Genomic DNA, 21,384 nt, shown 5'->3' on the forward strand with positions numbered 1-21,384 from the left:
GGAGTCCCCGCAGTGAGCAACCCGATTCAGGCACCGGATAGCGCCCAAACCTGGGCGGCTTCCTCGCTGGGGCCTCGGCAACGCGAGTTGGCCTGGGAGCGGCTCGGTGCCGAGCAGTTCGACGTGGTGGTGATCGGCGGCGGCGTGGTGGGCTGCGGCTGTGCGCTCGACGCCGCCACCCGCGGGCTCAAGGTGGCGCTGGTCGAGGCGCGCGATTTCGCCTCGGGCACGTCGAGCCGGTCGTCGAAGATGTTCCACGGCGGGCTGCGTTACCTCGAGCAGCTCGAGTTCGGTCTGGTCCGCGAGGCGCTTCACGAGCGTGAGCTGTCGCTGACCAAGCTGGCGCCGCACCTGGTCAAGCCGATGCCGTTTCTGTTTCCGCTGACCAAACGCGGCTGGGAGCGCCCTTACGTCGCCGCCGGCATTTTCCTTTACGATCGTCTCGGCGGTGCGAAATCGGTTCCGGCACAAAAGCATTTGACCCGCGCCGGTGCTCTGCGATTGAGCCCGGGCCTGAAGCGCACGTCGTTGATTGGTGGGATTCGGTACTACGACACCGTCGTCGACGACGCCCGCCACACCATGACGGTCGCGCGAACCGCCGCCCATTACGGCGCGGTCGTGCGGTCCTCCACCCAGGTGGTCGCGTTGCTGCGCGAGGGCGATCGGGTGACCGGCGTGCGGGTCCGCGACTCCGAGGCCGGCGCGATCACCGAGGTCCGTGGCCACGTCGTGGTCAATGCGACCGGGGTGTGGACCGATGAGATTCAGGCGTTGTCCAAGCAGCGCGGCCGGTTTAAGGTGCGCGCGTCCAAAGGCGTGCACGTGGTGGTGCCGCGGGACCGGATCGTCAGTGACGTCGCGATCATCCTGCGCACCGAGAAGTCGGTGATGTTCGTCATACCGTGGGGTGGCCACTGGATCATTGGAACCACCGACACCGACTGGGACCTCGACCTGGCCCATCCCGCCGCAACCAAGGTCGACATCGACTACATCCTCGGGACGGTCAACACGGTGCTGGCCACCCCGCTGACGCACGCCGACATCGACGGGGTGTACGCCGGGCTGCGGCCGCTGCTGGCCGGGGAGAGCGAGGAGACGTCCAAGCTGTCCCGGGAGCACGCCGTGGCGGTACCCGCGCCGGGGCTGATCGCGATCGCGGGGGGGAAGTACACCACCTACCGGGTGATGGCCGCCGACGCGATCGACGCCGCGGCTCAATTCGTTCCGGCCCGGGTGGCGCCGTCGATCACCGAGAAGGTGAGCCTGCTGGGCGCCGATGGGTACTTCGCGCTGGTCAACCAGGTCGAGCATGTGGCCGCGCTGCAGGGCCTGCACCCGTACCGGGTGCGCCATCTGCTCGACCGCTATGGCTCGCTGATCGGCGAGGTGCTGGGTTTGGCGGCCGAAACTCCCGGGCTGTTCACCCCGATCAAAGAGGCGCCCGGCTATCTAAGGGTTGAAGCCCGCTACGCCGCCACCGCCGAGGGGGCCCTGCACCTGGAGGACATCCTGGCCCGTCGCACGCGCATCTCCATCGAATATCCACACCGCGGCGTCGACTGCGCCCGCGAGGTGGCCGACGTGGTGGCGCCCGTGCTGGGGTGGTCCGCCGCCGACGTCGACCGCGAGGTCGCCAACTACACCGCACGGGTGGAGGCCGAGGTACTTTCGCAGGCCCAGCCCGACGACGTGTCGGCCGACGAGTTGCGGGCCAGCGCGCCCGAGGCGCGCGCCGAACTCCTCGAGCCGGTACCGCTCAGTTGAGGCCCGCGCCGCTTCCCGTGCGCGACGGGCTGGGCCCGGCACGGGTGCGGCTGCGCGGCGGCCCAGTGCTGGCCGAGCTGACGGCCCGGTTCGGGGCGCGGACCCGCGAGGTCGTCGACGCCGACGGCGCCCCGGTCGACGAGACGACGGTGCTGCCGGCGGGTTCGTTCGTCTACCTCTATCGCGAGTTGCGCGACGAGGTGCCGGTGCCCTTCGAGATCCCGGTGCTGCATCAAGACGACGACATCGTCGTCGTCGACAAGCCGCACTTTTTGGCCACCATGCCGCGCGGCCGGCACGTGGCGCAGACGGCGCTGGTGCGGCTGCGCCGCGAACTCGATCTGCCCGAGCTGAGTCCGGCGCATCGGCTCGACCGGCTGACGGCCGGGGTGCTGCTCTTCACCACCCGGCGGGAGGTGCGCGGCGCCTACCAGACGCTGTTCGCCCTGAGTTTGGTCAGCAAGACGTATCTGGCGCGCGCCGCCGTCGACCCCGCTCTGGTTTTTCCGCGGGTGGTGCGGAGCCGGATCATCAAGCGCCGCGGGGTTTTGCAGGCCTTTTGCGAGCCCGGTGTGCCGAACGCCGAGACGTTGGTGGAGCTGTTCGGCGACGGCGTGTACCGGCTGACGCCGCGCACCGGACGCACCCACCAGCTTAGGGTGCACATGGCCTCGCTCGGTTTGCCGATCGAGGGTGATCCCTTGTACCCCAACGTCATTGACGTGGCCCCCGACGACTTCAGCACGCCGCTGCGGTTGCTGGCGCAGCGCATCGCGTTCGACGACCCGCGGTCCGGGGTGCGCCGCGAATTCGTCAGCCGGCGGCCGGGGCCGTAAGCGCCTTAACCGCAAGAATTTCGCATGCGCTCGCCGTTAGCCTGCCGTCATGCATTCACTGAAGAAGGCCGTTGCCGGGACGCTGCTTTCGGGCGGGCTCGCGGTGGCCGGCGCCGGCCTCGCCGCGGGTAGCGCCCATGCCCTGCCCGCCCCGGCGCCGCTCAACCACTTCACCTGGTGCCCGGGCCACCCGGACCCGAACGACCATATGAACCCGGGTGGCCCGATCGCCGCCATGCAGCGGGAGGGGTGGGACCTGAACGTCTGCCACGACTATTGGTATCCCGCGGCCGGATTCCCGGATAGTCCCCAGCACAATGACATCGTCGAGGGTGATCACGTGCCGCGCGGGCCCGCCTGCGCGCCGCTTTGCGCTCCCTGGCCGTAACGGGGCGGGGAAACCACGGGGTTTTTAAGCCGTCGCGGTCGCCTTACACTGGGTGGGAAATGAGCGCCTATCAGACCATCGTGGTCGGCACCGATGGCTCTTACACGTCGATGATTGCGGTGGACCGCGCAGCGGCGATCGCTGCGGATCTCGGTGCGAAATTGGTTGTTGCCACGGCGCATGCCCCCGTCCGCGAGGAAAAAGGTCGCTACGCCATCCCGCCGGGGAGCGACCACGGCGCGGACTACCGGACGCAGCGCGAAACCCCCTTCCGCGAGATCCTGCGGGACGCGAGCGAGCGGGCGTCCAAAGCCGGGGCCGACAACGTAGTGACGGAGGCGATCGTCGGCCCCCCGGTCGACGCGCTGGTGCAGCTGGCCGAGAAGGTCCATGCCGACCTGCTGGTCGTCGGCAACGTCGGGCTCAGCAAGGTCGCCGGGCGGCTGCTGGGAGCAGTCCCATCCGAAGTCTCCCGCCGGGCCCGGACCGACGTGCTGATCGTCCACACCAGCGACTGACGCATCCATTCTGACCCCTGAACTATCGGTCGCAACCGGCGTAAACTTTTACCTCCCTCGATCGTCCGAAATCACCGGTATGTCAACGACGTGGCGGGAGGGTAGCGATGTCGTATGTGGTGGCGGCCCCCGACTTCTTGGCTTGGGCGGCAACGGATCTGGCAAACATCGGCTCGGCGGTGACCGCCGCGAACGTGGCGGCGGTGCCCCCGACCACCGCGCTCCTTGCCGCCGCCGATGACGAGGTGTCGGCGGCGATCGCGTCGCTGTTTTCCGGCCACGCCCGCGCCTATCAGTCCTTGAGCGCGCGGGCGGCGGCGCTTCACGACGAGTTCGTGCGCGCCTTGAGCGGTGCGGGGACCGCGTATTCGCTGACCGAGGCGGCCAACGCCTCGCCGTTGCAAACGATCGAGCAAAACGTGTTGGGCGCGATCAATGCGCCCACCGAGCTGCTGTTGAATCGTCCGCTGATCGGCGACGGCGCCAACGCGACCACGCCCGGGGGCAACGGCGGGGACGGCGGCATCCTGTTCGGCAGCGGCGGCAACGGCGCCAACGGTGCGACGGGGCAACCAGGCGGCAATGGCGGGTCGGCGGGCCTGTGGGGCCACGGCGGCAACGGCGGGGCCGGTGGTAACGCCCTCGCCGGCACCGGCGGGGCCGGCGGCAACGGTGGCAATGGCGGGGCCAACGGGCTGCTCGGCGGCGGTAGCGGCGGCGCCGGCGGCAGAGGCGGCAACGGCGGCTCCGCCGGCTTGGTGGTCGGCCCGACCGGCGCGACCGGCGGGACCGGCGGCAACGGTGGGGCGGGCGGCGCCAACATGCACCTGCTCGGCGGGCAGGCCGGCGCCGGCGGCGCCGGGGGCACGGGCGGCCTCGGCGGGGCCTCATCCGTGAACGGCGGGCACGGCGGGCTCGGCGGCAGCGGTGGGGACGGCGGCGCCAACCACGCGCTGCTGGTCGGCCACGCCGGGGCGGGGGGCACGGGCGGCACCGGCGGCACGGGCGGCGGCGCGGGCGCCTCGAGCGCCACCGGCACTGCCGGCACCGGCGGCAACGGCGGCACCGGCGGCAACAGCCCCGGCGGCATCGGCGGCACCGGCGGCCGGGGCGGCGACGGCGGCTTCAGCAACTTCACCGTCGGCAGCGGCGCCGCCGCGTTCAACGGCGGCGACGGCGGCACCGGCGGCCGTGGGGGCAGCGGGATCATCGGCGGCGACGGCGGCATCGGCGGGGCCGGCGGTGTCGCCATCGTCCACGCCACCGACGCCGGCGCGTCCGGTGGGGCCGGTGGTGGTGGCGGCGCCGGCGGCAACAGCACTGGCGGTGGTCCCGGCGGTACCGGCGGCCGCGGTGGCGCCGGCGGGAACGCCGATGCCGTGGGCGCCACCACCACCGCGTCGGCCGGTGGCGGTGGCGGGGGCGACGGCGGCGGCGCCGCCGGAGCCAGGGGCGGACCCGGTGGTGGCGGAGGAGGCGGCGCCGCCGCCGTCTTCGGCAACGAGGCGGCGGCTGGCGCCCTCGGCCAGACCGGCCAGGGCAACCCCACCGGCGGCGGTGGCGGGGGCGGCGGCGCCACGGTCATCGGCACGGCCGGCACGATCGCGTCCGGCGAGGGCGGCGGCGGCGGTGGCGGCGGCATCACCGGCGGCACCGGCGGTACGGGAGGCACCGGCGGCGGCGACAGCGGAGCCGGTCTCGGTGGCGCTGCAGGCCAGGCCGGCGGCACCGCCCAGCCCTCACCGCCCGGCGGAGTCGGCGGCACCGCCGGCATCGGCGGCGGTGGCGGCGGTGGCCTCGCCAGTACCTTCGGCACCCCCGGCACGGTCGTCGGCGGCCACGGCGGCACCGGCGGCGGCCCCTAGCGCCGGCCGAAACCGGTGGGCGTCGACAAGGCCCGTTAGCTGCCCGAAAAGGCCCACGCCTCGTGCGGCAAATTCTTCGCTGACCAGCGCCAGCGGTATTGTTCGTGTCATGCGGTACGCGAACGGGGCAGCACCCCGGCCGCGCGTTAAACGCGTCGACGTGCAATGTTTCCGCTTTGGTCGCGGCGCAGTCAGCGCAACTTTGCTGGATGGTTTCCCGAATAAGGGATGTGAGATGTCATGGACTTTTTAGCGCTGCCGCCCGAGGTCACCTCGGCGCTCGTGCATTCCGGTCCCGGGGCGGGTTCGCTGATCGAGGCGTCCGCCGCCTGGCAGCGCGTCGGCAACGAGCTGGACAGCTCGGTCAGCACCTATACGTCGGTGTTGTCTTCGCTGGTCGACTCGTGGGACGGCCCGTCGGCCGCGGCGATGGTTCAGGCCGTCCAGCCCTATCTCACCTGGCTGCGGGACACCGCCCAGCAGGCCCAGCAGCTGGCCTCCTCGACGCAGACCGCCGCGACCGCGTTCAGCGCCGCGCAGTCGGCGGTGGTCCCGCTCGCGACGGTGACCGCCAACCGGACGCGGCTGGCACAGCTGATAGCCACCAACGGGTTCGGTCGCAACCTGCCGGCCATCGCCGCGACCGAAGACCAGTACCAGACCATGTGGGCGAACAACTCGGCGGCGTTGACGCGCTACCAGGCGGCCGTGACGCAGGCGCTCGACCTGCAGCAGTTCACGACGCCGCCGGCGATCACCGACCCGGCGGGGACGGCCGCGCAGGCCACCGCCACGTCCGCCGCCGCGGCAACGCCGGCGGCATCGACCCCGATCGGGGACTTCCTGGAGTCGATCGTCGGCACCCCCTTCGGCTTCGACCCCAACGTGGGCTGGTTCGGCCTGGCGAACACCTACGCCAACCAGTTCATCTCGTCCGGGTTCCCCATCAACCTGCTCAGCTACCTCGCGCAGAGCACGTCGGCCCAGGCGCTGCAGAGCGTCGGCGGCGACATCGGCCAGGGCCTCTCCGAGGGCGAGTCGGCGCTGGGCGCGGCGGGGGCCAGCCTGTCCAGCGCGGTCCGGTCGCTCGGATCGGCGCCGACGGGGGCGATGGCGGTCGGCGTGTCGATGGGCAAGCTGACCGCGCCGCCCGCCGTGGTCGGGCTGCTGCCCGCCGCGCAGACGCCGGTCCAGCTCGCGTCGGCGGCATCGCCGCTCGACGGCGCCGACGCCGGGTTCGGCATGCTGCCGCCGCTGATGCCCCCGCCGGTCTCGGCGGGCAGCGGCTGGCGCAAGCGCAAGCAGACGAAGCTCGAAGACCTCCAGGTGGGCGCCGAAGTCAAGGGCAAAGTGATCCGCACACCGCCATCGGCCGGATGAAAGCATGGACTTCGGGACGCTGCCCCCAGAAATTAGCGCGGCGCTGATCCACTCGGGACCCGGTGCGGAGTCACTGATTGAGGCTGCCGCCGCGTGGGAGGCGTTGGGCGTCGAGCTGGAGGACTCCCTGCCGGGCTACGGCTCGGTGCTCTCGACGCTGGGCGAGGCCTGGGGCGGCCCGTCCGAGGCCGCGATGGCCACGGCCGTCGACCCCTTCCTCGCCTGGCTGGCCACCACCGCGCAGCAGTGCGAACGGGTCGGCTCGTCGATGCAGGCCGTGGCGGCGGCATTCGAATTGACCCGCCGCACAGTGGTTTTCCCGGTCCAGGTCGCGGCCAACCGGACCCGGCTGGCGCAGCTGATCGCCACCAACTGGCTCGGCACCAACTTCGCGGCGATCGCCGAGACTGACGCCGAGTACGAGGGCATGTGGGTGAACAACTCGGCGGCGATGTACCGCTACGCGGCGACGTCGGCGCAGGCCACCCGGCTGCCGCAGTTCTCGCCGCCGCCCGCGATCGTCAGCCCGACGGCGGCGGCCGCGCAGGCCACCGCCACGTCCGCCGCGGCCGCCACCCCGGCGGCGTCGACGCCCCTGGGGGACTTCCTGACGAACCTGCTGGGCACCCCCCTCGGCTTCAACCCGCAGACCGGCTGGTTCGGCCTGCTCAACACGTATGCGGACCAGTTCATCGCCGGCGGGATCCCGATCAACCTGCTCAGCTACCTGGCCCAGCTGAATTCCGCTCAGGCGCTGCAGAGCGTCGGCAGCGACGTGGGCCAGGGCCTGGCGGAGGGGGAGTCCGCGCTGGGCGGGGTCGAGGCCGGCCTCGCCGACGCGGTCCGGGCGGCCGGAACGGCGCCGACGGCGGCGGTGGGCGTCGGGGTTTCGCTGGGCAAGCTGAGCGCGCCGCCCGCCATGGTGGGGCTCCTGTCCGCCTCGAAGCCGGCGGTGCAGCTGGCGGCGGCGGTGTCGCCCCTGGCCGCCGACGAATCCGGGTTCCCCTTCATGCCGCCGCCGATGATGCCGCCGGTGGCGCCGCGCGACAAGGGCAAGCGCGGTGGCCGCGACTACGACGACCTCGAAATCGGGTTGGAGATCAAGGGCACCTTCATGACCCGCCCGCCCTCAGCCGGCTGAGGTCTCGTCGGTGGCCAGGGTGAAGTAGTTCTCCTCCTCCTGCACGAAGTGCAGGCGCAGCAGCGCGTACAGGCCGTACAGGCAGGCGAGCAGGTCGTCGACCTGGTCGGGCCCGATGGAGCCGTTGGCCGCGGCCAGCCCCACCTGCGCGCCGATCCGGTCCGACAGCCGTTGTATCTCGGCGTGGGTCCGGCTCATGGTCGCGGTGGCCTCGCCGGTGCCCAGGGGATGGGCCAACGCGGGGTAGAGCTCGGTTTCCTCGGCCCGCTCGTGCGGCAGGACGCGGTCGACCAGCAACCCGTGTGCGCGCGTAATCGCTTGCAGCGCAGCCTGATCGGGCGCTTCTGCCAGCCGGTCCGCCGCTTCGCGCAGTAGCTCGATGGCGTCGCGCAGTTCGTCGTGTTCGGCGTCGAAGCGGCGCAACATCCGTTCGGTGCCCTCGGGCAGGTCGACCTCGACCGCCGGGTTGCCGCGCAGGGCGCGCAGCGCGTTGAGGATGACGGCGACGTCGATGCCCTCCTGCAGCAGCGCACCCGCGGCGGGCGGCAGCCAGCCGACCGCGGCGACGGCCATCGCGACCAGGGACAGGCCCATGCCGACGACGGCGCTCTGCACCGCGATGCGCCGCGACCACCGCGCGATGTCCATCGCGTCGGCGAGCCGGTCCAGCCGGTCGGTGGTCAGCACCACGTCGGCGGCCTCCGAGGAGGCGGTGGCGCCGCGCGCGCCCATCGCGACCCCGACGCCGGCCGCGGCCAGCGCGGGGGCGTCGTTCACCCCGTCGCCGACCATCACGGTGACCGCGCGCTCCTGTTCGGCGCGCACCGCGGCGACCTTGTCCGCCGGGCTCTGTTCGGCGTAGACCTCGTCGAGTCCCAGCACGGCGCCGACCTCGCGGGCGGGCCCGGCGCGGTCCCCGGTGAGCATCACCAGCCGGCGCAGCCCGGCGGCGCGCAGCCGCCGCACGGTGCGCGGGGCGTGGCGGCGCAGCGGGTCGCGCAGCAGCACCGCACCGGCCGGCCGCCCGTCGACGCACACCCACGCGATCGCGGCGGTGTCCAGCAGGGCCCGGTTCGCGGCGGCCCGGGCCCATTCCGTGGAGGTGTCGCCGTCCAGCTTGCCGACCTGGACGCGCCGATCGCCGACGGTGGCGGTGACGCCGCGGCCGGGTTCCTCGACCACGTCGGTCGGCAGCTCGAGAGGCAGGCCGCGGGCCAGCGCCTCGGTGACGATCGCCTCGGCCAGCACGTGCGGGGACAGCTGGTCGACCGAGGCGGCCAACCGCAGGATCTCCATGGCGTCGCGCCCCGGTGCGGCCGCGACGTCGATGACGACCGGGCGCCCCATGGTCAGCGTGCCGGTCTTGTCCATCGCCAAAGTCGTTGCGTGCCCGAGGTTTTCCAAGGCCGCGCCGCTGCGGATCACCACGCCGTGCCGCGAGGCGCGCGACAGCCCGGACACGATCGCCACCGGCGCGGCCAGCAGCAGCGGGCATGGCGTCGCCACCACCAGCACCGCCACGGCCCGCACCGGGGACCCGCTGGCCAGCCATGCCGCGCCGGCCACCGCCAGCGCCACCGGCAGGAACCACGCGGCGTACCGGTCGGCCAGGCGCACCACCGGAGCGCTCTGCGCCCCCGCTTCCGCGGCCAGGCGCACGATCTGCGCGTACGTGCTCTCGTCGGCGGTGGCGGTGGCGCGCATCTCGAACGCGCCGCCCGCGTTCACCACCCCGCTGCGCACCGGTTCGCCGGCGCCGCGCTCCACCTGAAGCGGCTCGCCGGTCAGCACCGACTCGTCGAGCACCGCCGCCGGGCCGACGACGCGCCCGTCCACGGGTACCACCTCGCCGGGGCCGACGACCAGCAGGTCGTCGATCGCCACCTCGTCCAGCCCGATCGTGGCGACCGTGGATCCGGCGCGGCGGCGGGCGAACCGCGGCGCGTGCTCGAGCAGGGCCCGCAGATCGTGGGACGCGCGCCGCTCGGCCGCGGCCTCCAGCGCCCGCCCGCTGGCCAGCATCACCGCGATCAGCGCGCCGGCGAGGTACTCGCCGACCGCCAGCGTGCCGGCCAGGGACAGCACCGCGATCACGTCGACCCCGAACCGGCCGCGGCGCAGCCCGGCCACCACCCAGACCACCGCCGGGACGAGCGCCACCACCGTGCCCGCGATCCAGCAGCCGTCGGAGACGCGCCGCGCGCCGGCCAGCCAGGCGATGCCGCCCGAAGCCAGCGCGCCGACGCTCAGAGCGACCAAAATCGCAGATCCCCTACCGCCCACACCATTCCCTTCGGGAGACGGGTCTGCAGCCAGCCTGAACCGGCCTCGCCTCGTTAAATAGGGCCGGGTGTCCCTGAACTAGGGACTCAGGTCACTAGAAACCTCGGCCAAGTTCCGGTGAACATTGCTGGCGTGACTGGCTTTTCTGCACGGGGCTCGCTCCCGATCTCCACCATCACCGGCGACCCGGTGGCGCGCGTGGCCGCCGACGCCACCGTCGCCGACGTGGCCATGGCCATCGCGGACTGCGACGTCGGCGCCGTCGTGGTGGGCGACGACGATCGGCCCGCGGCGCTGGTGAGCGAGCGCGACGTCGTCCGCGTCGTCGCGGCCGGGAAGGATCCGGCGACCGTCCTCGCCTCCGACATCGCCAGCACCAAGCTGGTGTGGTGTGACGCCGAGGCGACGGTCGACGACGTGGCCGCCCGGATGATGGATCACTACATCCGCCACGTCCTGGTGGAGCGCGACGGCGCGCTGGCCGGGATCGTCTCGGCCCGCGACCTGCTCGGCGTCTACGGCGCCTACGGCGCGTGAAATCCCGGCTGGCCGGCCTCGTCGGCGGGAGCCTGGCCGGCCTGACGGCCTGGGACCTGCTGCAACGCCGCCACACCATCCTGCGCAACTACCCGATTGTCGGTCACCTGCGGTTCCTCCTCGAGGCCGTCGGCCCCGAGCTGCGCCAGTACATCGTCACCGACAACGACGCGGAACGGCCTTTCAGCCGCGACCAGCGGCGCTGGGTGTACACGTCGTCGAAGCTGACCAACCGCTACTTCGGCTTCGGCACCGACAACGACTTGGAACGGGTGCACAACTACCCGGTCATCAAGCACGCGGCCTTCCCGGTGCCCACCCCCGACGGCGAACCCGAGCACCCGGACCCGTCGGTGCCGCTGCCGGCCGGCAAGGTGCTCGGCGGTGCGCGCGGCCGGGCGAAGGCCTTCCGGCCGTCGTCCCTGGTCAACGTCTCGGCGATGAGCTTCGGCTCGCTTTCGGGCGCGGCCGTCACCGCGCTCAACAAGGGCGCGGCCCTGGCCGGCGCCCTGCACACCACCGGCGAGGGTGGGGTGTCGCCGTACCACCTGGGCGGGGGAGACCTGGTCTGGCAGATCGGCACCGGCTACTTCGGCTGCCGCGACGAAGACGGCACGTTCAGCCTGCCCCGCCTGATCGACCGGGTCGCCGCCACGCCGTCGATCCGGGCCATCGAGATCAAGCTGAGCCAGGGGGCCAAGCCCGGCCTCGGCGGCATGCTGCCCGGCGCCAAGGTCACCCCCGAAATCGCCGCCATCCGCGGCATTCCGGTGGGCGTCGACTGCAAGAGCCCCGCCGGCCACTCCGCGTTCCGCGACGTCGACGGGTTGCTCGACCTGGTGGAGACCATCGCCGCCGAGACGGGCCTGCCGGTCGGCATCAAGTCGGCGGTCGGGGAGGACGCGTTCTGGACCCAGCTGGCCGAGCGCATGGCGCGGACCGGCCGGGGCGTCGACTTCGTGACCGTCGACGGCGGCGAGGGCGGCACCGGCGCGGCCCCGCTGGTGTTCAGCGACCACGTCGCCCTGCCCTTCAAGTGGGCGCTGCCCCGCGTCTACCGGGCCTTCGCCGAGGCGGGCCTGCACCACGACGTGGTGTTCATCGGCTCGGGCAAGCTGGGCATCCCGGAGAACGCCCTGCTGGCGCTGGCCGCGGGCTGCGACATGATCAACGTCGCGCGAACCGCCATGTTCTCCATCGGGTGCATCCAGGCCCAGCGCTGCCACACCGGCCGCTGCCCCTCCGGCGTCGCCACCCAGTCCGCGTGGCTGCAACACGGCCTCGACCCGGCGCTGAAATCGGTGCGCTGCGCCAACTATCTGGCCACCCTGCGCTTCGAGCTGCTGTGCCTGGCGCGCGCCTGCGGTCACGTCCACCCGGCCCTGGTGCCGCTGGAGGCGATCGAGCTGCTCGACGTCGACCTCAAGACCGTGCGGGCCGACGAGCTGCTCGACTACCGGCCCGGCTGGGGCGTGCCCGGCTCCGCCGACGTCGCGGCGATCGCGGCCCTGATGGGCTAGCCGGTCGCCGCCGCGGACGCCGCCGCGCGGGACTCGATCATCCGGTTGCGGACGATGTGCTCGACGAGGATCGGGACGAAGGTCTGCACGGGCGCGTCGACGAACTGCTGGGCGGCCTGCTCGCACCAGTCCTTGATCTGCGACGTGCGGTGGCCGTCGCCGAGCCCCTCGTGGCGGGCCAGCTTGTCGGCGACCTCGGCCACCGACCGTGCGACGGCCGAAGCGCTGGCGGGCACGGCGTCGGCCTCGGCGGCCCCGGCCTGCTGCAGCGCCTCACGGGCGGCGTCCTCGCCGGTGTCCGGCCGGATGACGTGCAGCGTGAGGTGATGGCCGTCCTCGCCGAACAGGATGACGCTGGTGGGCTCGTCGCTGGTGAAGCCCAGCAATTCGACCGGCTGACCGGCGATGTCGACCAGTGTCGGCGTCTCGTGCCAGCCGTTGCGGCGGTAGCCCACCATCACGACGCGCCCCAGCCGGTCGGACACCGAGGCCACCAATTCCGGCAGCTCCTCGGCCAATTGAGTCGACCGCGGCCACCAGGCGCCGTCGACATGCTCCGACGCGGACCGATACGGCTTGAGCTGCAAGCGATTCTCGTGCTCCACGCGACCACGGTACGGCCAAAGCGACCCGCCCGCGACTCGAAGCCCGCAGGTAACCGCGGTGTGTACCCGACGTGAACGGCGGGTAGCGCCAACCGGTTTGGGGATCGACAAACTCGGCGAGACGACTTAAGCCCCTGTCGCATCGGCGCCGCCCTGGCGATGATTACCGCATGCGAACCGCCTACCACAAGCAGCTCGACGATTTGGCGACACACCTGGGCGAGATGTGCGGCCTGGCCGGGGTGGCGATGAAAAGCGCGACCCAGGCCCTGCTGGAGGCGGACCTCGACGCCGCCGAGCAGGTGATCCGCGGCCAGGAGCGGATCGTTTCGATGCGGGCGGCGGCCGAAAGGGAGGCGTTCGACCTGCTGGCCTTGCAGCAACCCGTCGCGGGCGAGCTGCGGGCGATCTTCAGCTCGATCCAGATCATCGCCGACACCGAGCGAATGGGTGCGCTGGCCGTGCACGTGGCCGACATCGCCCGGCGCGAGCACCCGCGGCACGTGCTTCCCGAGGAGGTCCGCGTCTGCTTCGCCGAAATGGGAAAGGTGGCAATCGCGTTGGGCGCCAGCGCAAAACAGGTACTCATCTCCCGCGACCCGCAGCGGGCCGCCCGGCTTCGCGAGGAAGACCGGGCGATGGACGACCTGTACAGCCGGCTGTTCTCCGTGCTGATGGATCACGAATGGAGGCACAGCGTCTCCGTCGGCGTGGAGGCGGCCCTGCTGGGCCGCTTCTACGAGCGCTTCGGTGATCATGCCGTGGAAATCGGCCGCCGGGTCATCTTCATGGAGACCGGCGCGCTGCCCGCGGAGGACGGCACCCGATGACCGTCACCGGTGTGCCGGACGCGGCGCCGCTGACCGCCAAACGGGTCGCCGAGGCCCCCGTCGAGGCGGTACTGGAATGGCTGGACAGCTCGGCTGCCGGGCTGTCGAGCACCGAGGCGGCCGCCCGGCTGGAGCGGCACGGCCCCAACGCCGTGCGGACCCATCACGTCAACGCGCTCGCGGTGCTGGGCCGCCAGCTGCGCAGCGCGGTGCTGATCCTGTTGGCCGGCACCGCGATCGTGTCGTACTTCCTGGGCGACAGCATGCAGGCGGTCATCATCGGGATAATCCTGGCGGCCAGTATCGGTTTGGGCTTCGTCAACGAGTATCGCGCCGAGCGAGCGGCCGCCGACTTGCACGGACGGGTGCACCACAACGCCCTGGCGCGTCGCGACTCGAAATTCGTCACGGTCAGCGTCACCGACCTGGTGCCCGGCGACGTGATCCGGCTGTCGCTGGGCGAGGCCGTGCCCGCCGATGTGCGGCTGATCGAGGTCACCGGGCTGGAATGCAACGAAGGCATCCTGACCGGGGAGTCGACGGGCTCGGAGAAGTCACCGCAGCCGGCGCCCCCCGGCGCCGCGCTGGCGGAATCGTCCGACCTGGCCTTCATGGGCACCATCGTCAGCGCCGGAGAGGGCGTCGGCGTGGTGTACGCCACCGGCCGCAATGCCGAATTCGGGCGCATCGCAGCGGGTTTGGACCAGCGCCAGCCCGAAACCGACTTCCAGGTGGGGCTGCGCAAGTTCTCCTACCTGCTGCTGCAGGTCGCGATCGCGCTGATGGTGATCATCCTGGCCAGCAACCTGCTGCTGGAGAAGCCGATCATCGATTCGGTGCTGTTCTCGCTGGCGATCGCGGTCGGCATCACGCCCCAGCTGCTGCCCGCCGTGGTCAGCACCAGCCTCGCGACGGGGTCGCGGCAACTGGCCAAGTCGAAGGTGCTCGTCAAACGGCTGGTGTGCATCGAGGACCTGGGCGACATCGACATCCTGATCACCGACAAGACCGGCACCCTGACGGAGGGCCAACTCCGCCTGGTCGACGCGATCGACCCGGCCGGCGCGCACGCCGAACCGGTGCGCCGGCTCGGGCTGCTGGCCACCGACGTCGACCCGGATTCCGGTGGCGGCAGCGCCAATCCGCTCGACGCCGCGCTGTGGGAGTCCGCGGGGGCGCAGGAGTTGGTCGGCGACGCGGTGCGCCGGGTCGCGATCCTGCCGTTCGACCACGAGCGCCGGGCGACGTCGGTGTTGGTCGACGACGACGGGAAACGCGTCCTGGTGGTCAAGGGCGCGCCCGAACAGGTGCTGGCCCGCTGCCGGGCGACGCCGGCGGCGGCGGAGGAGACCCTGGCGGGCCTGTTCGCCGCCGGTCGCCGGGTGGTGGCCGTGGCCGTCCGGCCCGCGGGCGAGCTGAGTGCCGTCACCGCCGACGACGAACGCGACCTCACCCTGGCGGGCTTCCTGGTCTTCGCCGACGAACCCAAACCCGCTGCGCGCCAATCCCTGTCGCAGCTGCGGGCCCTGGGCATCGAACTCAAGATCGCCACCGGCGACAATCCGCGGGTCGCCGAAAAGGTCTGCGCCGAGCTCGATTTGGCGTCCAAGGGCACGGTCACCGGCGGCGACCTCGAGGGTCTCGACGACGACGCCTTCGTCGAGGCCGCCCGGAACAACACGATCTTCGCGCGCATCTCCCCCGAGCAGAAGGCGCGGCTGATCGTCTCGCTGCGCCGAAACGGGCGATCCGTCGGCTTCCTCGGTGACGGCGTCAACGACGCGCTCGCCCTGCACGCCGCCGACGTCGGGATCTCCGTCGACAGCGCCACCGACGTCGCCAAGGACGCGGCCGACGTGGTGCTGCTGGAAAAGGACCTCGGCGTGCTGGCCACCGGCGTCGCCGAGGGCCGGCGGATCTTCGCCAACACCATCAAGTACGTGCTGATGGGCACCTCGAGCAACTTCGGCAACATGTTCAGCGCGGCCGCCGCGTCGGCGCTGTTGCCGTTCCTGCCGATGCTGCCCAGCCAGATCCTGCTGAACAACCTGCTCTACGACAGCTCCCAGCTCGCGATCCCCACCGACCGGGTCGACGAGGAACAGCTGCACGCGCCGTCGCACTGGAACGTCGCCTTCATCCGCCGGTTCATGCTGATCTTCGGGCCGATCAGCTCCCTGTTCGACTTCCTGACGTTCGGGTTGATGCTGGGCGTGCTGGACGCCGGCCCGGTCGAATTCCGCACCGGCTGGTTCGTGGAATCGCTTGCGACGCAGACGCTGATCATCTTCGCCATCCGCACCCGCAAGGTGCCGTTCTTCCGCAGCCGGGCCAGCGTCCCGCTGACCGTCACCAGCCTCACCGTCGTCGCGATCGGCGTCGCGCTGACCATCTCGCCGCTGGCGCACACCCTGGGATTCACGCCGCTGCCGTGGCAGTTCTTCGCCGTGCTGGGCGGGTTCGTCGGCGTCTACCTCGTCCTGGTCGAGCTCGCCAAGCTGATGTTCTACAGCGAGCCGATGAACCACAACGGGCAACCGCACCGCACCCGCGGGGACGCCCACCGAATCCGCCGCCGCGCCGCGCGCTTCCACTACGCTCCGAGGTCATGAGCGAAGATCAAGCGCTGGTCATTGTCGCCGGTTATCAGGACCTCGACGCGGCTCGCCGCGACTTCGAAACGCTGACCGAGCGAACCAAGGCCAAGGACGTCGCGCTGCGCGGCGCGGTGCTCGTCGGAAAGGACGCCGACGGCAATGCCGTGCTGCTCGACACGGGCAACCGGCTGGGCCGCCGCGGCGCCGCGTGGGGGGCCGGCGCGGGCCTGGCGGTCGGCCTGTTCTCGCCGGCGCTGCTGGCCACCGCGGCCATCGGTGCCGCGGCCGGCGCGCTGGCCGGCACGTTCGCCGACCACCGGATCAAGACGGGGCTGGGCGACAAGATCGGGCAGGCGCTGGCCGCGGGCAGCGGCCTGATAATCGCCGTGACGCCGGCGGAGGGTCGGCTGGGCGTGGAGCAGGCGTGTGCCGGCTCTCCGATGAAATCCGTTGCCGAGCTGAGCCGTTCGACGCTGCGCAGCCTGGGCGCGGCGCTGGATGAGGCGATGGGGAAGTTCAACCCCGACCGCACCCGGCTGCCGCTGCCGCAGCGCACCTTCGGCGGCACCATCGGCCGCACCATGGCGGACTCGGTCGGCGACTGGACGATCGTGCCCGGGGCCAAGGCGCCCGACGGCGCACCGAACGTGTTGATCGTGCTCATCGACGACGCGGGGTTCGGCGGCCCGGACACCTTCGGCGGCGCCATCCGGACCCCCACGCTGACTCGGGTGGCGCAGAATGGGTTGACCTACAACCGCTTTCACGTCACCGCGGTCTGCTCGCCGACCCGCGCGGCGCTGCTCACCGGGCGCAACCACCACCGGGTGGGGTTCGGGTCGGTCACCGAGTTCCCGGGTCCTTTCCCCGGCTATTCCTCGGTCAAGCCGCGCAGTTGCGCCGCGCTGCCGCGCATCCTGCGCGACAACGGTTACGTGACGGGCGGTTTCGGCAAATGGCACCTGACCCCGGACAACGTCCAGGGCGCGGCGGGCCCGTTCGACAACTGGCCGGTGGGCTGGGGCTTCGACCATTTCTGGGGCTTTCTGTCCGGCGCCGCCGGCCAGTACGACCCGATCATCACCCAGGACAACTCCGTCATCGGCGTGCCCGAGGGTAAGGACGGCCGGCCCTACTACTTCCCCGACGACCTCACCGACAAGGCCGTCGAGTGGCTGCACGGCGTGCGGGCGCAGGACGCCGAGAAGCCGTGGCTGATGTACTACTCGACGGGTGCCACCCACGCGCCGCACCACGTGTTCGCCGAATGGGCCGACAAATACCGCGGCCAATTCGACGAGGGCTGGGATGTGTACCGGCGCAAGACATTCGAACGCCAGAAGCAGATCGGCGTCATTCCGCCCGACGCCGAGCTCACCGAGCGGCCCGACCTGTTCCCGGCGTGGGACGGCCTGTCGGACAACCAGAAGAAGCTCTTTGCCCGCCAAATGGAGGTGTTCGCCGGGTTCTCCGAGAACGCCGACTGGAACGTGGGCCGGCTGCTCGACGCGATCGAGGATCTCGGCGAATCCGACAACACGCTGGTCTTCTACATCTGGGGCGACAACGGCGCCAGCATGGAGGGCACCGTCACCGGCTCGTTCAACGAGATGACGTTCCTGAACGGGGTGCTGCTCGACGCCGACCGTCAACTGGAGCTCATCGAGCAGTACGGCGGCATCGAGGCGCTCGGAAACGAGTTCACCGCACCGCATTTCGCGAGCGCCTGGGCGCACGCCAACAACACCCCGTTCCAGTGGGGCAAGCAGATGGCCAGCCACCTGGGCGGCACGCGCGACCCGATGGTGGTCGCCTGGCCGAGCCGGATCAAGCCCGACGCCGCGATTCGCGGCCAGTTCACCCACTGCATCGACATCGCGCCGACGGTCCTGGAGGCCATCGGTTTGCCGCAGCCGGTCAGCGTCGACGGCTTCGACCAGGAAGCCATGGACGGCACCAGCTTCGCGCACACCTTCGACGACGCGGCGGCCGAAGAGCGCCATACGGTGCAGTACTTCGAAATGTTCGGCAGCCGGGCCATTTACCAAGACGGCTGGTGGGCGTGCACCCGGCTGGACAAGGCGCCGTGGGACCTATCCCCGCAGACGCTGGCGCGGTTCGCGCCCGGCGCCTACGACCCGGACGCCGACGTCTGGGAGCTGTACTACCTGCCCGACGACTTCTCCCAGGCGCGCAACGTCGCCGCCGAGCATCCCGACAAGGTCGCCGAGCTCACGCGGCTGTGGTGGCAGGAGGCCGAACGAAACCGGGTGCTGCCCCTGCTCGGTGGGCTCGCGGTGATGTTCGGCAGCCTGCCGCCGCTGCCGACCACCACGCGGTTCACCTTCAAGGGGGACGTGCAGAACATCCAGCGCGGCATGGTGCCCCGGATCTTCGGTCGCTCGTATGCCATCGAGGCGCGGCTGGTCGTTCCCGAGGGCGGCGCGCAGGGCGTGATCGTCGCCGACGCCGACTTCATCGGCGGGTTCGCCCTCTGGGTCGACGAGGGCGGGCGGCTGCGCCACACGTATTCGTTCCTCGGCGTGGACACCTACAAGCAGGTTTCCACCGAGCCGATTCCCACCGGGGACGTGACGGTGCGCATGCTCTTCGAATCCGATCAGCCCGTACCGGGCTCGGGCGGGCGGGTGACGCTGTGGGCCGGCGACCGGCTGATCGGCGAGGGCGCGATGGCCAACACGGTGCCGCTGGCCTTCACGTCGTACGCGGGGATGGACATCGGGCGCGACAACGGCCTGGTCGTGGACCGCGACTACGAGGACCGCGCGCCGTACGCGTTCACCGGCACCGTCAAGGACGTCGTGTTCGACCTCAAACCCGTTCGCCCGGAAGCCGAGAAGGCGCTGCACGAGCACGCGGCGGTGCAGGCCGTCGGGCGCGGCGCCGCGGGCTGAAGGGCGCTACTGCTGGGCGCGCGCGACGTTCCCGCCGGCGAGGCCGGACTGGATGCCGCGGTTGATCTGGTCGGCGACGGAGGATCCGCCGTTGGAGACCGTCTGCGGACAGCTGCAGGACAGATCGTTGAACACGCTGGGGTCAGCGCTCGCCGGTGCCGCGATCGAAATCGCCATCCCGACTGCGAGGGCGGCGCCGGTCAAAATTCTCGATACCACGTAATCAGTTCTCCCGAGCTGGTAGGTGATAGCGGGAGTGTATGACCGGCAGATCTCGTGAGAGCGACCGTGCGCGTTGCCGTCAGGTTAAGAAAAAAGCACGTTCGCCGTGAGGTCAGGACGCGTACTTGGGGCAGTACGCCCGGATGCTCGCCCCGACGAAGTAGCCGGCGTGGTAACCGTCCAGGCTGCTGTTGCTCATGACGGTGGACGCGACCTGGTTCACCGTCCGGCCGGTGTCCAGCTCGTCGCAGACCTCGTGGCCCGCGATCAACGCCTTCTCCGGCGAACCGAAGTGGATGCCCTTCGCGCTCAGCGCCGCGAGGAAGGCGTCGTCGCTGGCGTCGGCGCGGGCGATCGCGGCCGTCGCCGCCACGGGGGCGAGCGCGGCCAGCACGATCAGCTGGGCGATCCGGGTGACCGTCATCTCGCCTCCTCCCTCGTCAGCGCCTTTGCCGGAGCCGGGAATTTCGCACCTTACAGCTTTGCACAATGCGGCGGTCAACCAATTCAAATCAGGGCGACACGAAAGGCATTCGCCCTTCCGGATTCCGCGATTTACCCCGGTGTTCTGCCGTTACGACGGCACGTCCGCATATTGCGGGCAGTACGCGCGTTCGGCCAGGGCGACAAAGTATCCGGCGTCGTCGCCGTCGATGCCGCTGCTGTTCATCACGTCGGTCGCGATCTGCTCCTGCGTCTTGCCCATATCGAGTTGGTGGCACACCAAATGGCCGGCCGCGATGGCGGATTTGGGCGACTCGTGCTCGATGCCGTGGTTGTGCAGCGCGGTGATGAAGGCGTCGTCGGTGCCGTCGGCGTAAGCCCGCGGGGCCGACGTCACCGGGCCGAGCAGCGCGACCGCCGGGATGAAGCCGGCGGCCAACAGCGGGAGCAGCCGACGAGGCTTGCGGGTACCGGTACTCGTCATTTCTAATACCCCCAAGGTTCTGAAGTTCCGTTGTTTGACGACTGAAGGTTCGGCCGCCAACGTTGCAAGCAGGTTACAGCTCGCCGTCATCTAATCATCGCGGATATTGCGAACAACGCAACATTGCATTGTTGTCGCTCGCCCTGCTGGCGGCATGCGCGATCTGCCTGGCGGGCTGTGACGTGCGCCACGTCTCGGCGGCCAGCGCCCGGGATCTGTCCGGCACCTTGCGTTCCGGCGGCATGGACCGCACGTACACGTTGCACGTGCCGCCCCGCGACCCCGTGGCGCTGGTGCTGAGCCTGCACGGCGGCGGCGGCACCGGAACCGGCCAGCAGGGCCTGACCGACTTCGACGCCGTCGCCGACGCCAACAACCTGCTGGTGGCCTATCCCGACGGGTACGACAAAAGCTGGGCCGACGGGCGGGGCGCGTCCCCGGCGGACCGCCACCACGTCGACGACGTCGGCTTTCTGGTCGCGCTGGCGGGCAAGCTGCAAACCGACTACAACATCGCCCCCGGGCGCGTCTTCGCCACCGGCATGTCCAACGGGGGCTTCATGTCCAACCGGCTCGGTTGCGACCGCGCCGACGTCTTCGCCGCGATCGCGCCGGTGGCCGGCACGCTGGGCGCGGGCGTGGCCTGCCACCCGTCGCGGCCGGTGTCCGTGCTGGCGGCCCACGGGACCGCCGACCCGCTGGTGCCGTTCAACGGCGGGGACGTGCGCGGCCGGGGCGGGGTCAGCCATTCCGTCTCGGCGACCAGCATGGTGGACACCTGGCGCTCGGCCGATGGGTGCCAAGGAGATCCGGCGACGCAGGTGCTGCCCGGCGTCGGCGACGGCACCGTGGTGCACCGCTTCGAGTCCGCGGCGTGCGCGGCGTCCACCGAGGTGATCTTCTACCGGATCGATAACGGCGGCCACACCTGGCCCGGGGGCAAGCAATACCTGCCCCAGGCGATCATCGGGCGCACCTCGCGCGCGCTGGACGCCTCGGAGGTCATCGCCCAGTTTTTCCTCGCGCACGGCCGGAACTAGCGGAAACGG

18 protein-coding genes are annotated in these 21,384 nt (G+C 71.2%); 13 read left to right on the forward strand and 5 right to left on the reverse strand.

The annotated features are described in order from the left end of the window. Positions 1 to 12: 12 nt before the first annotated feature. The 7 genes from AC5Y7V_RS07315 (at position 13) to AC5Y7V_RS07345 (ending at position 7,898) form a co-directional block, all read left to right on the forward strand. On the forward strand, positions 13 to 1,770 hold the full coding sequence (locus tag AC5Y7V_RS07315) for a glycerol-3-phosphate dehydrogenase/oxidase (protein ID WP_499879644.1): 1,758 nt from the start codon (positions 13 to 15) through the stop codon (positions 1,768 to 1,770). Beyond that, on the forward strand, positions 1,767 to 2,606 hold the full coding sequence (locus AC5Y7V_RS07320) for a pseudouridine synthase (RefSeq protein ID WP_499879344.1): 840 nt from the start codon (positions 1,767 to 1,769) through the stop codon (positions 2,604 to 2,606). Before AC5Y7V_RS07315 ends, AC5Y7V_RS07320 begins: the two co-directional genes overlap by 4 nt. A 49-nt stretch (positions 2,607 to 2,655) precedes the next feature. Continuing rightward, complete coding sequence (locus AC5Y7V_RS07325) at positions 2,656 to 2,994, forward strand: hypothetical protein (RefSeq protein ID WP_499879345.1); 339 nt, start codon at positions 2,656 to 2,658, stop codon at positions 2,992 to 2,994. A 59-nt stretch (positions 2,995 to 3,053) separates the two neighbouring features. Then, positions 3,054 to 3,512 carry a universal stress protein gene (locus tag AC5Y7V_RS07330; protein WP_499879346.1) on the forward strand — a complete coding sequence of 153 codons (459 nt, stop codon included), beginning with the start codon at positions 3,054 to 3,056 and terminating at the stop codon, positions 3,510 to 3,512. A gap of 107 nt (positions 3,513 to 3,619) precedes the next feature. Next, positions 3,620 to 5,377, forward strand: coding sequence for a PE family protein (locus AC5Y7V_RS07335; RefSeq protein ID WP_499879347.1), 1,758 nt, complete (start codon positions 3,620 to 3,622; stop codon positions 5,375 to 5,377). 240 nt (positions 5,378 to 5,617) lie between these two features. Continuing rightward, entirely contained in the window at positions 5,618 to 6,757 is a 1,140-nt protein-coding gene (locus AC5Y7V_RS07340; protein ID WP_499879348.1) for a PPE family protein, read from the forward strand. Positions 6,758 to 6,761: 4 nt separating this feature from the next. After that, positions 6,762 to 7,898: a PPE family protein gene (locus AC5Y7V_RS07345; RefSeq protein ID WP_499879349.1), complete on the forward strand. Its 1,137-nt coding sequence runs from the start codon at positions 6,762 to 6,764 to the stop codon at positions 7,896 to 7,898. On the opposite strand, the gene AC5Y7V_RS07350 is transcribed toward AC5Y7V_RS07345, so the two are convergent. After that, positions 7,887 to 10,214, reverse strand: a complete 2,328-nt coding sequence (locus AC5Y7V_RS07350; RefSeq protein ID WP_499879645.1) for a heavy metal translocating P-type ATPase — start codon at positions 10,212 to 10,214, stop codon at positions 7,887 to 7,889. The genes AC5Y7V_RS07345 and AC5Y7V_RS07350 overlap by 12 nt on opposite strands. A gap of 99 nt (positions 10,215 to 10,313) precedes the next feature. Between AC5Y7V_RS07350 and AC5Y7V_RS07355 the strand changes: the two genes are divergently transcribed. After that, a complete protein-coding gene (locus AC5Y7V_RS07355) occupies positions 10,314 to 10,718 on the forward strand; it encodes a CBS domain-containing protein (RefSeq protein ID WP_499879350.1) in 405 nt (134 codons plus the stop codon). Beyond that, on the forward strand, positions 10,715 to 12,238 hold the full coding sequence (locus AC5Y7V_RS07360) for a glutamate synthase-related protein (protein WP_499879351.1): 1,524 nt from the start codon (positions 10,715 to 10,717) through the stop codon (positions 12,236 to 12,238). Before AC5Y7V_RS07355 ends, AC5Y7V_RS07360 begins: the two co-directional genes overlap by 4 nt. On the opposite strand, the gene AC5Y7V_RS07365 is transcribed toward AC5Y7V_RS07360, so the two are convergent. Continuing rightward, complete coding sequence (locus tag AC5Y7V_RS07365; RefSeq protein ID WP_499879352.1) at positions 12,235 to 12,843, reverse strand: DUF5994 family protein; 609 nt, start codon at positions 12,841 to 12,843, stop codon at positions 12,235 to 12,237. The two genes, AC5Y7V_RS07360 and AC5Y7V_RS07365, sit on opposite strands and share 4 nt — an antisense overlap. A 170-nt stretch (positions 12,844 to 13,013) precedes the next feature. Here AC5Y7V_RS07365 and phoU point away from each other — a divergent pair, with 170 nt between their 5' ends. The 3 genes from phoU to AC5Y7V_RS07380 are packed head-to-tail and all read left to right on the forward strand — an operon-like array spanning position 13,014 to position 19,185. Further along, positions 13,014 to 13,673, forward strand: a complete 660-nt coding sequence (phoU, locus tag AC5Y7V_RS07370; protein ID WP_499879353.1) for a phosphate signaling complex protein PhoU — start codon at positions 13,014 to 13,016, stop codon at positions 13,671 to 13,673. Next, the gene (gene mgtA / locus AC5Y7V_RS07375; protein ID WP_499879354.1) at positions 13,670 to 16,285 is read left to right on the forward strand and encodes a magnesium-translocating P-type ATPase; all 2,616 of its coding nucleotides are present in this window, start codon (positions 13,670 to 13,672) and stop codon (positions 16,283 to 16,285) included. The genes phoU and mgtA overlap by 4 nt, the downstream gene beginning before the upstream one ends. Then, entirely contained in the window at positions 16,282 to 19,185 is a 2,904-nt protein-coding gene (locus AC5Y7V_RS07380; protein ID WP_499879355.1) for an arylsulfatase, read from the forward strand. The genes mgtA and AC5Y7V_RS07380 overlap by 4 nt, the downstream gene beginning before the upstream one ends. 6 nt (positions 19,186 to 19,191) lie before the next feature. Here the strand turns inward: AC5Y7V_RS07380 and AC5Y7V_RS07385 are convergent, their stop codons facing one another. The 3 genes from AC5Y7V_RS07385 to AC5Y7V_RS07395 form a co-directional block, all read right to left on the reverse strand. Then, positions 19,192 to 19,362 (reverse strand): hypothetical protein, encoded by a 171-nt coding sequence (locus AC5Y7V_RS07385; protein WP_499879356.1) that lies wholly within the window; start codon positions 19,360 to 19,362, stop codon positions 19,192 to 19,194. A 157-nt stretch (positions 19,363 to 19,519) separates the two neighbouring features. Continuing rightward, positions 19,520 to 19,831 carry a DUF732 domain-containing protein gene (locus tag AC5Y7V_RS07390; protein ID WP_499879357.1) on the reverse strand — a complete coding sequence of 104 codons (312 nt, stop codon included), beginning with the start codon at positions 19,829 to 19,831 and terminating at the stop codon, positions 19,520 to 19,522. A gap of 150 nt (positions 19,832 to 19,981) precedes the next feature. Further along, on the reverse strand, positions 19,982 to 20,335 hold the full coding sequence (locus AC5Y7V_RS07395; protein WP_499879358.1) for a DUF732 domain-containing protein: 354 nt from the start codon (positions 20,333 to 20,335) through the stop codon (positions 19,982 to 19,984). 122 nt (positions 20,336 to 20,457) lie between these two features. Here AC5Y7V_RS07395 and AC5Y7V_RS07400 point away from each other — a divergent pair, with 122 nt between their 5' ends. Beyond that, positions 20,458 to 21,375, forward strand: a complete 918-nt coding sequence (locus tag AC5Y7V_RS07400) for an extracellular catalytic domain type 1 short-chain-length polyhydroxyalkanoate depolymerase (RefSeq protein ID WP_499879646.1) — start codon at positions 20,458 to 20,460, stop codon at positions 21,373 to 21,375. The last annotated feature ends 9 nt before the right edge of the window (positions 21,376 to 21,384 follow it).

The sequence above is a fragment of the Mycobacterium sp. NGS34 genome (genome assembly GCF_059812845.1).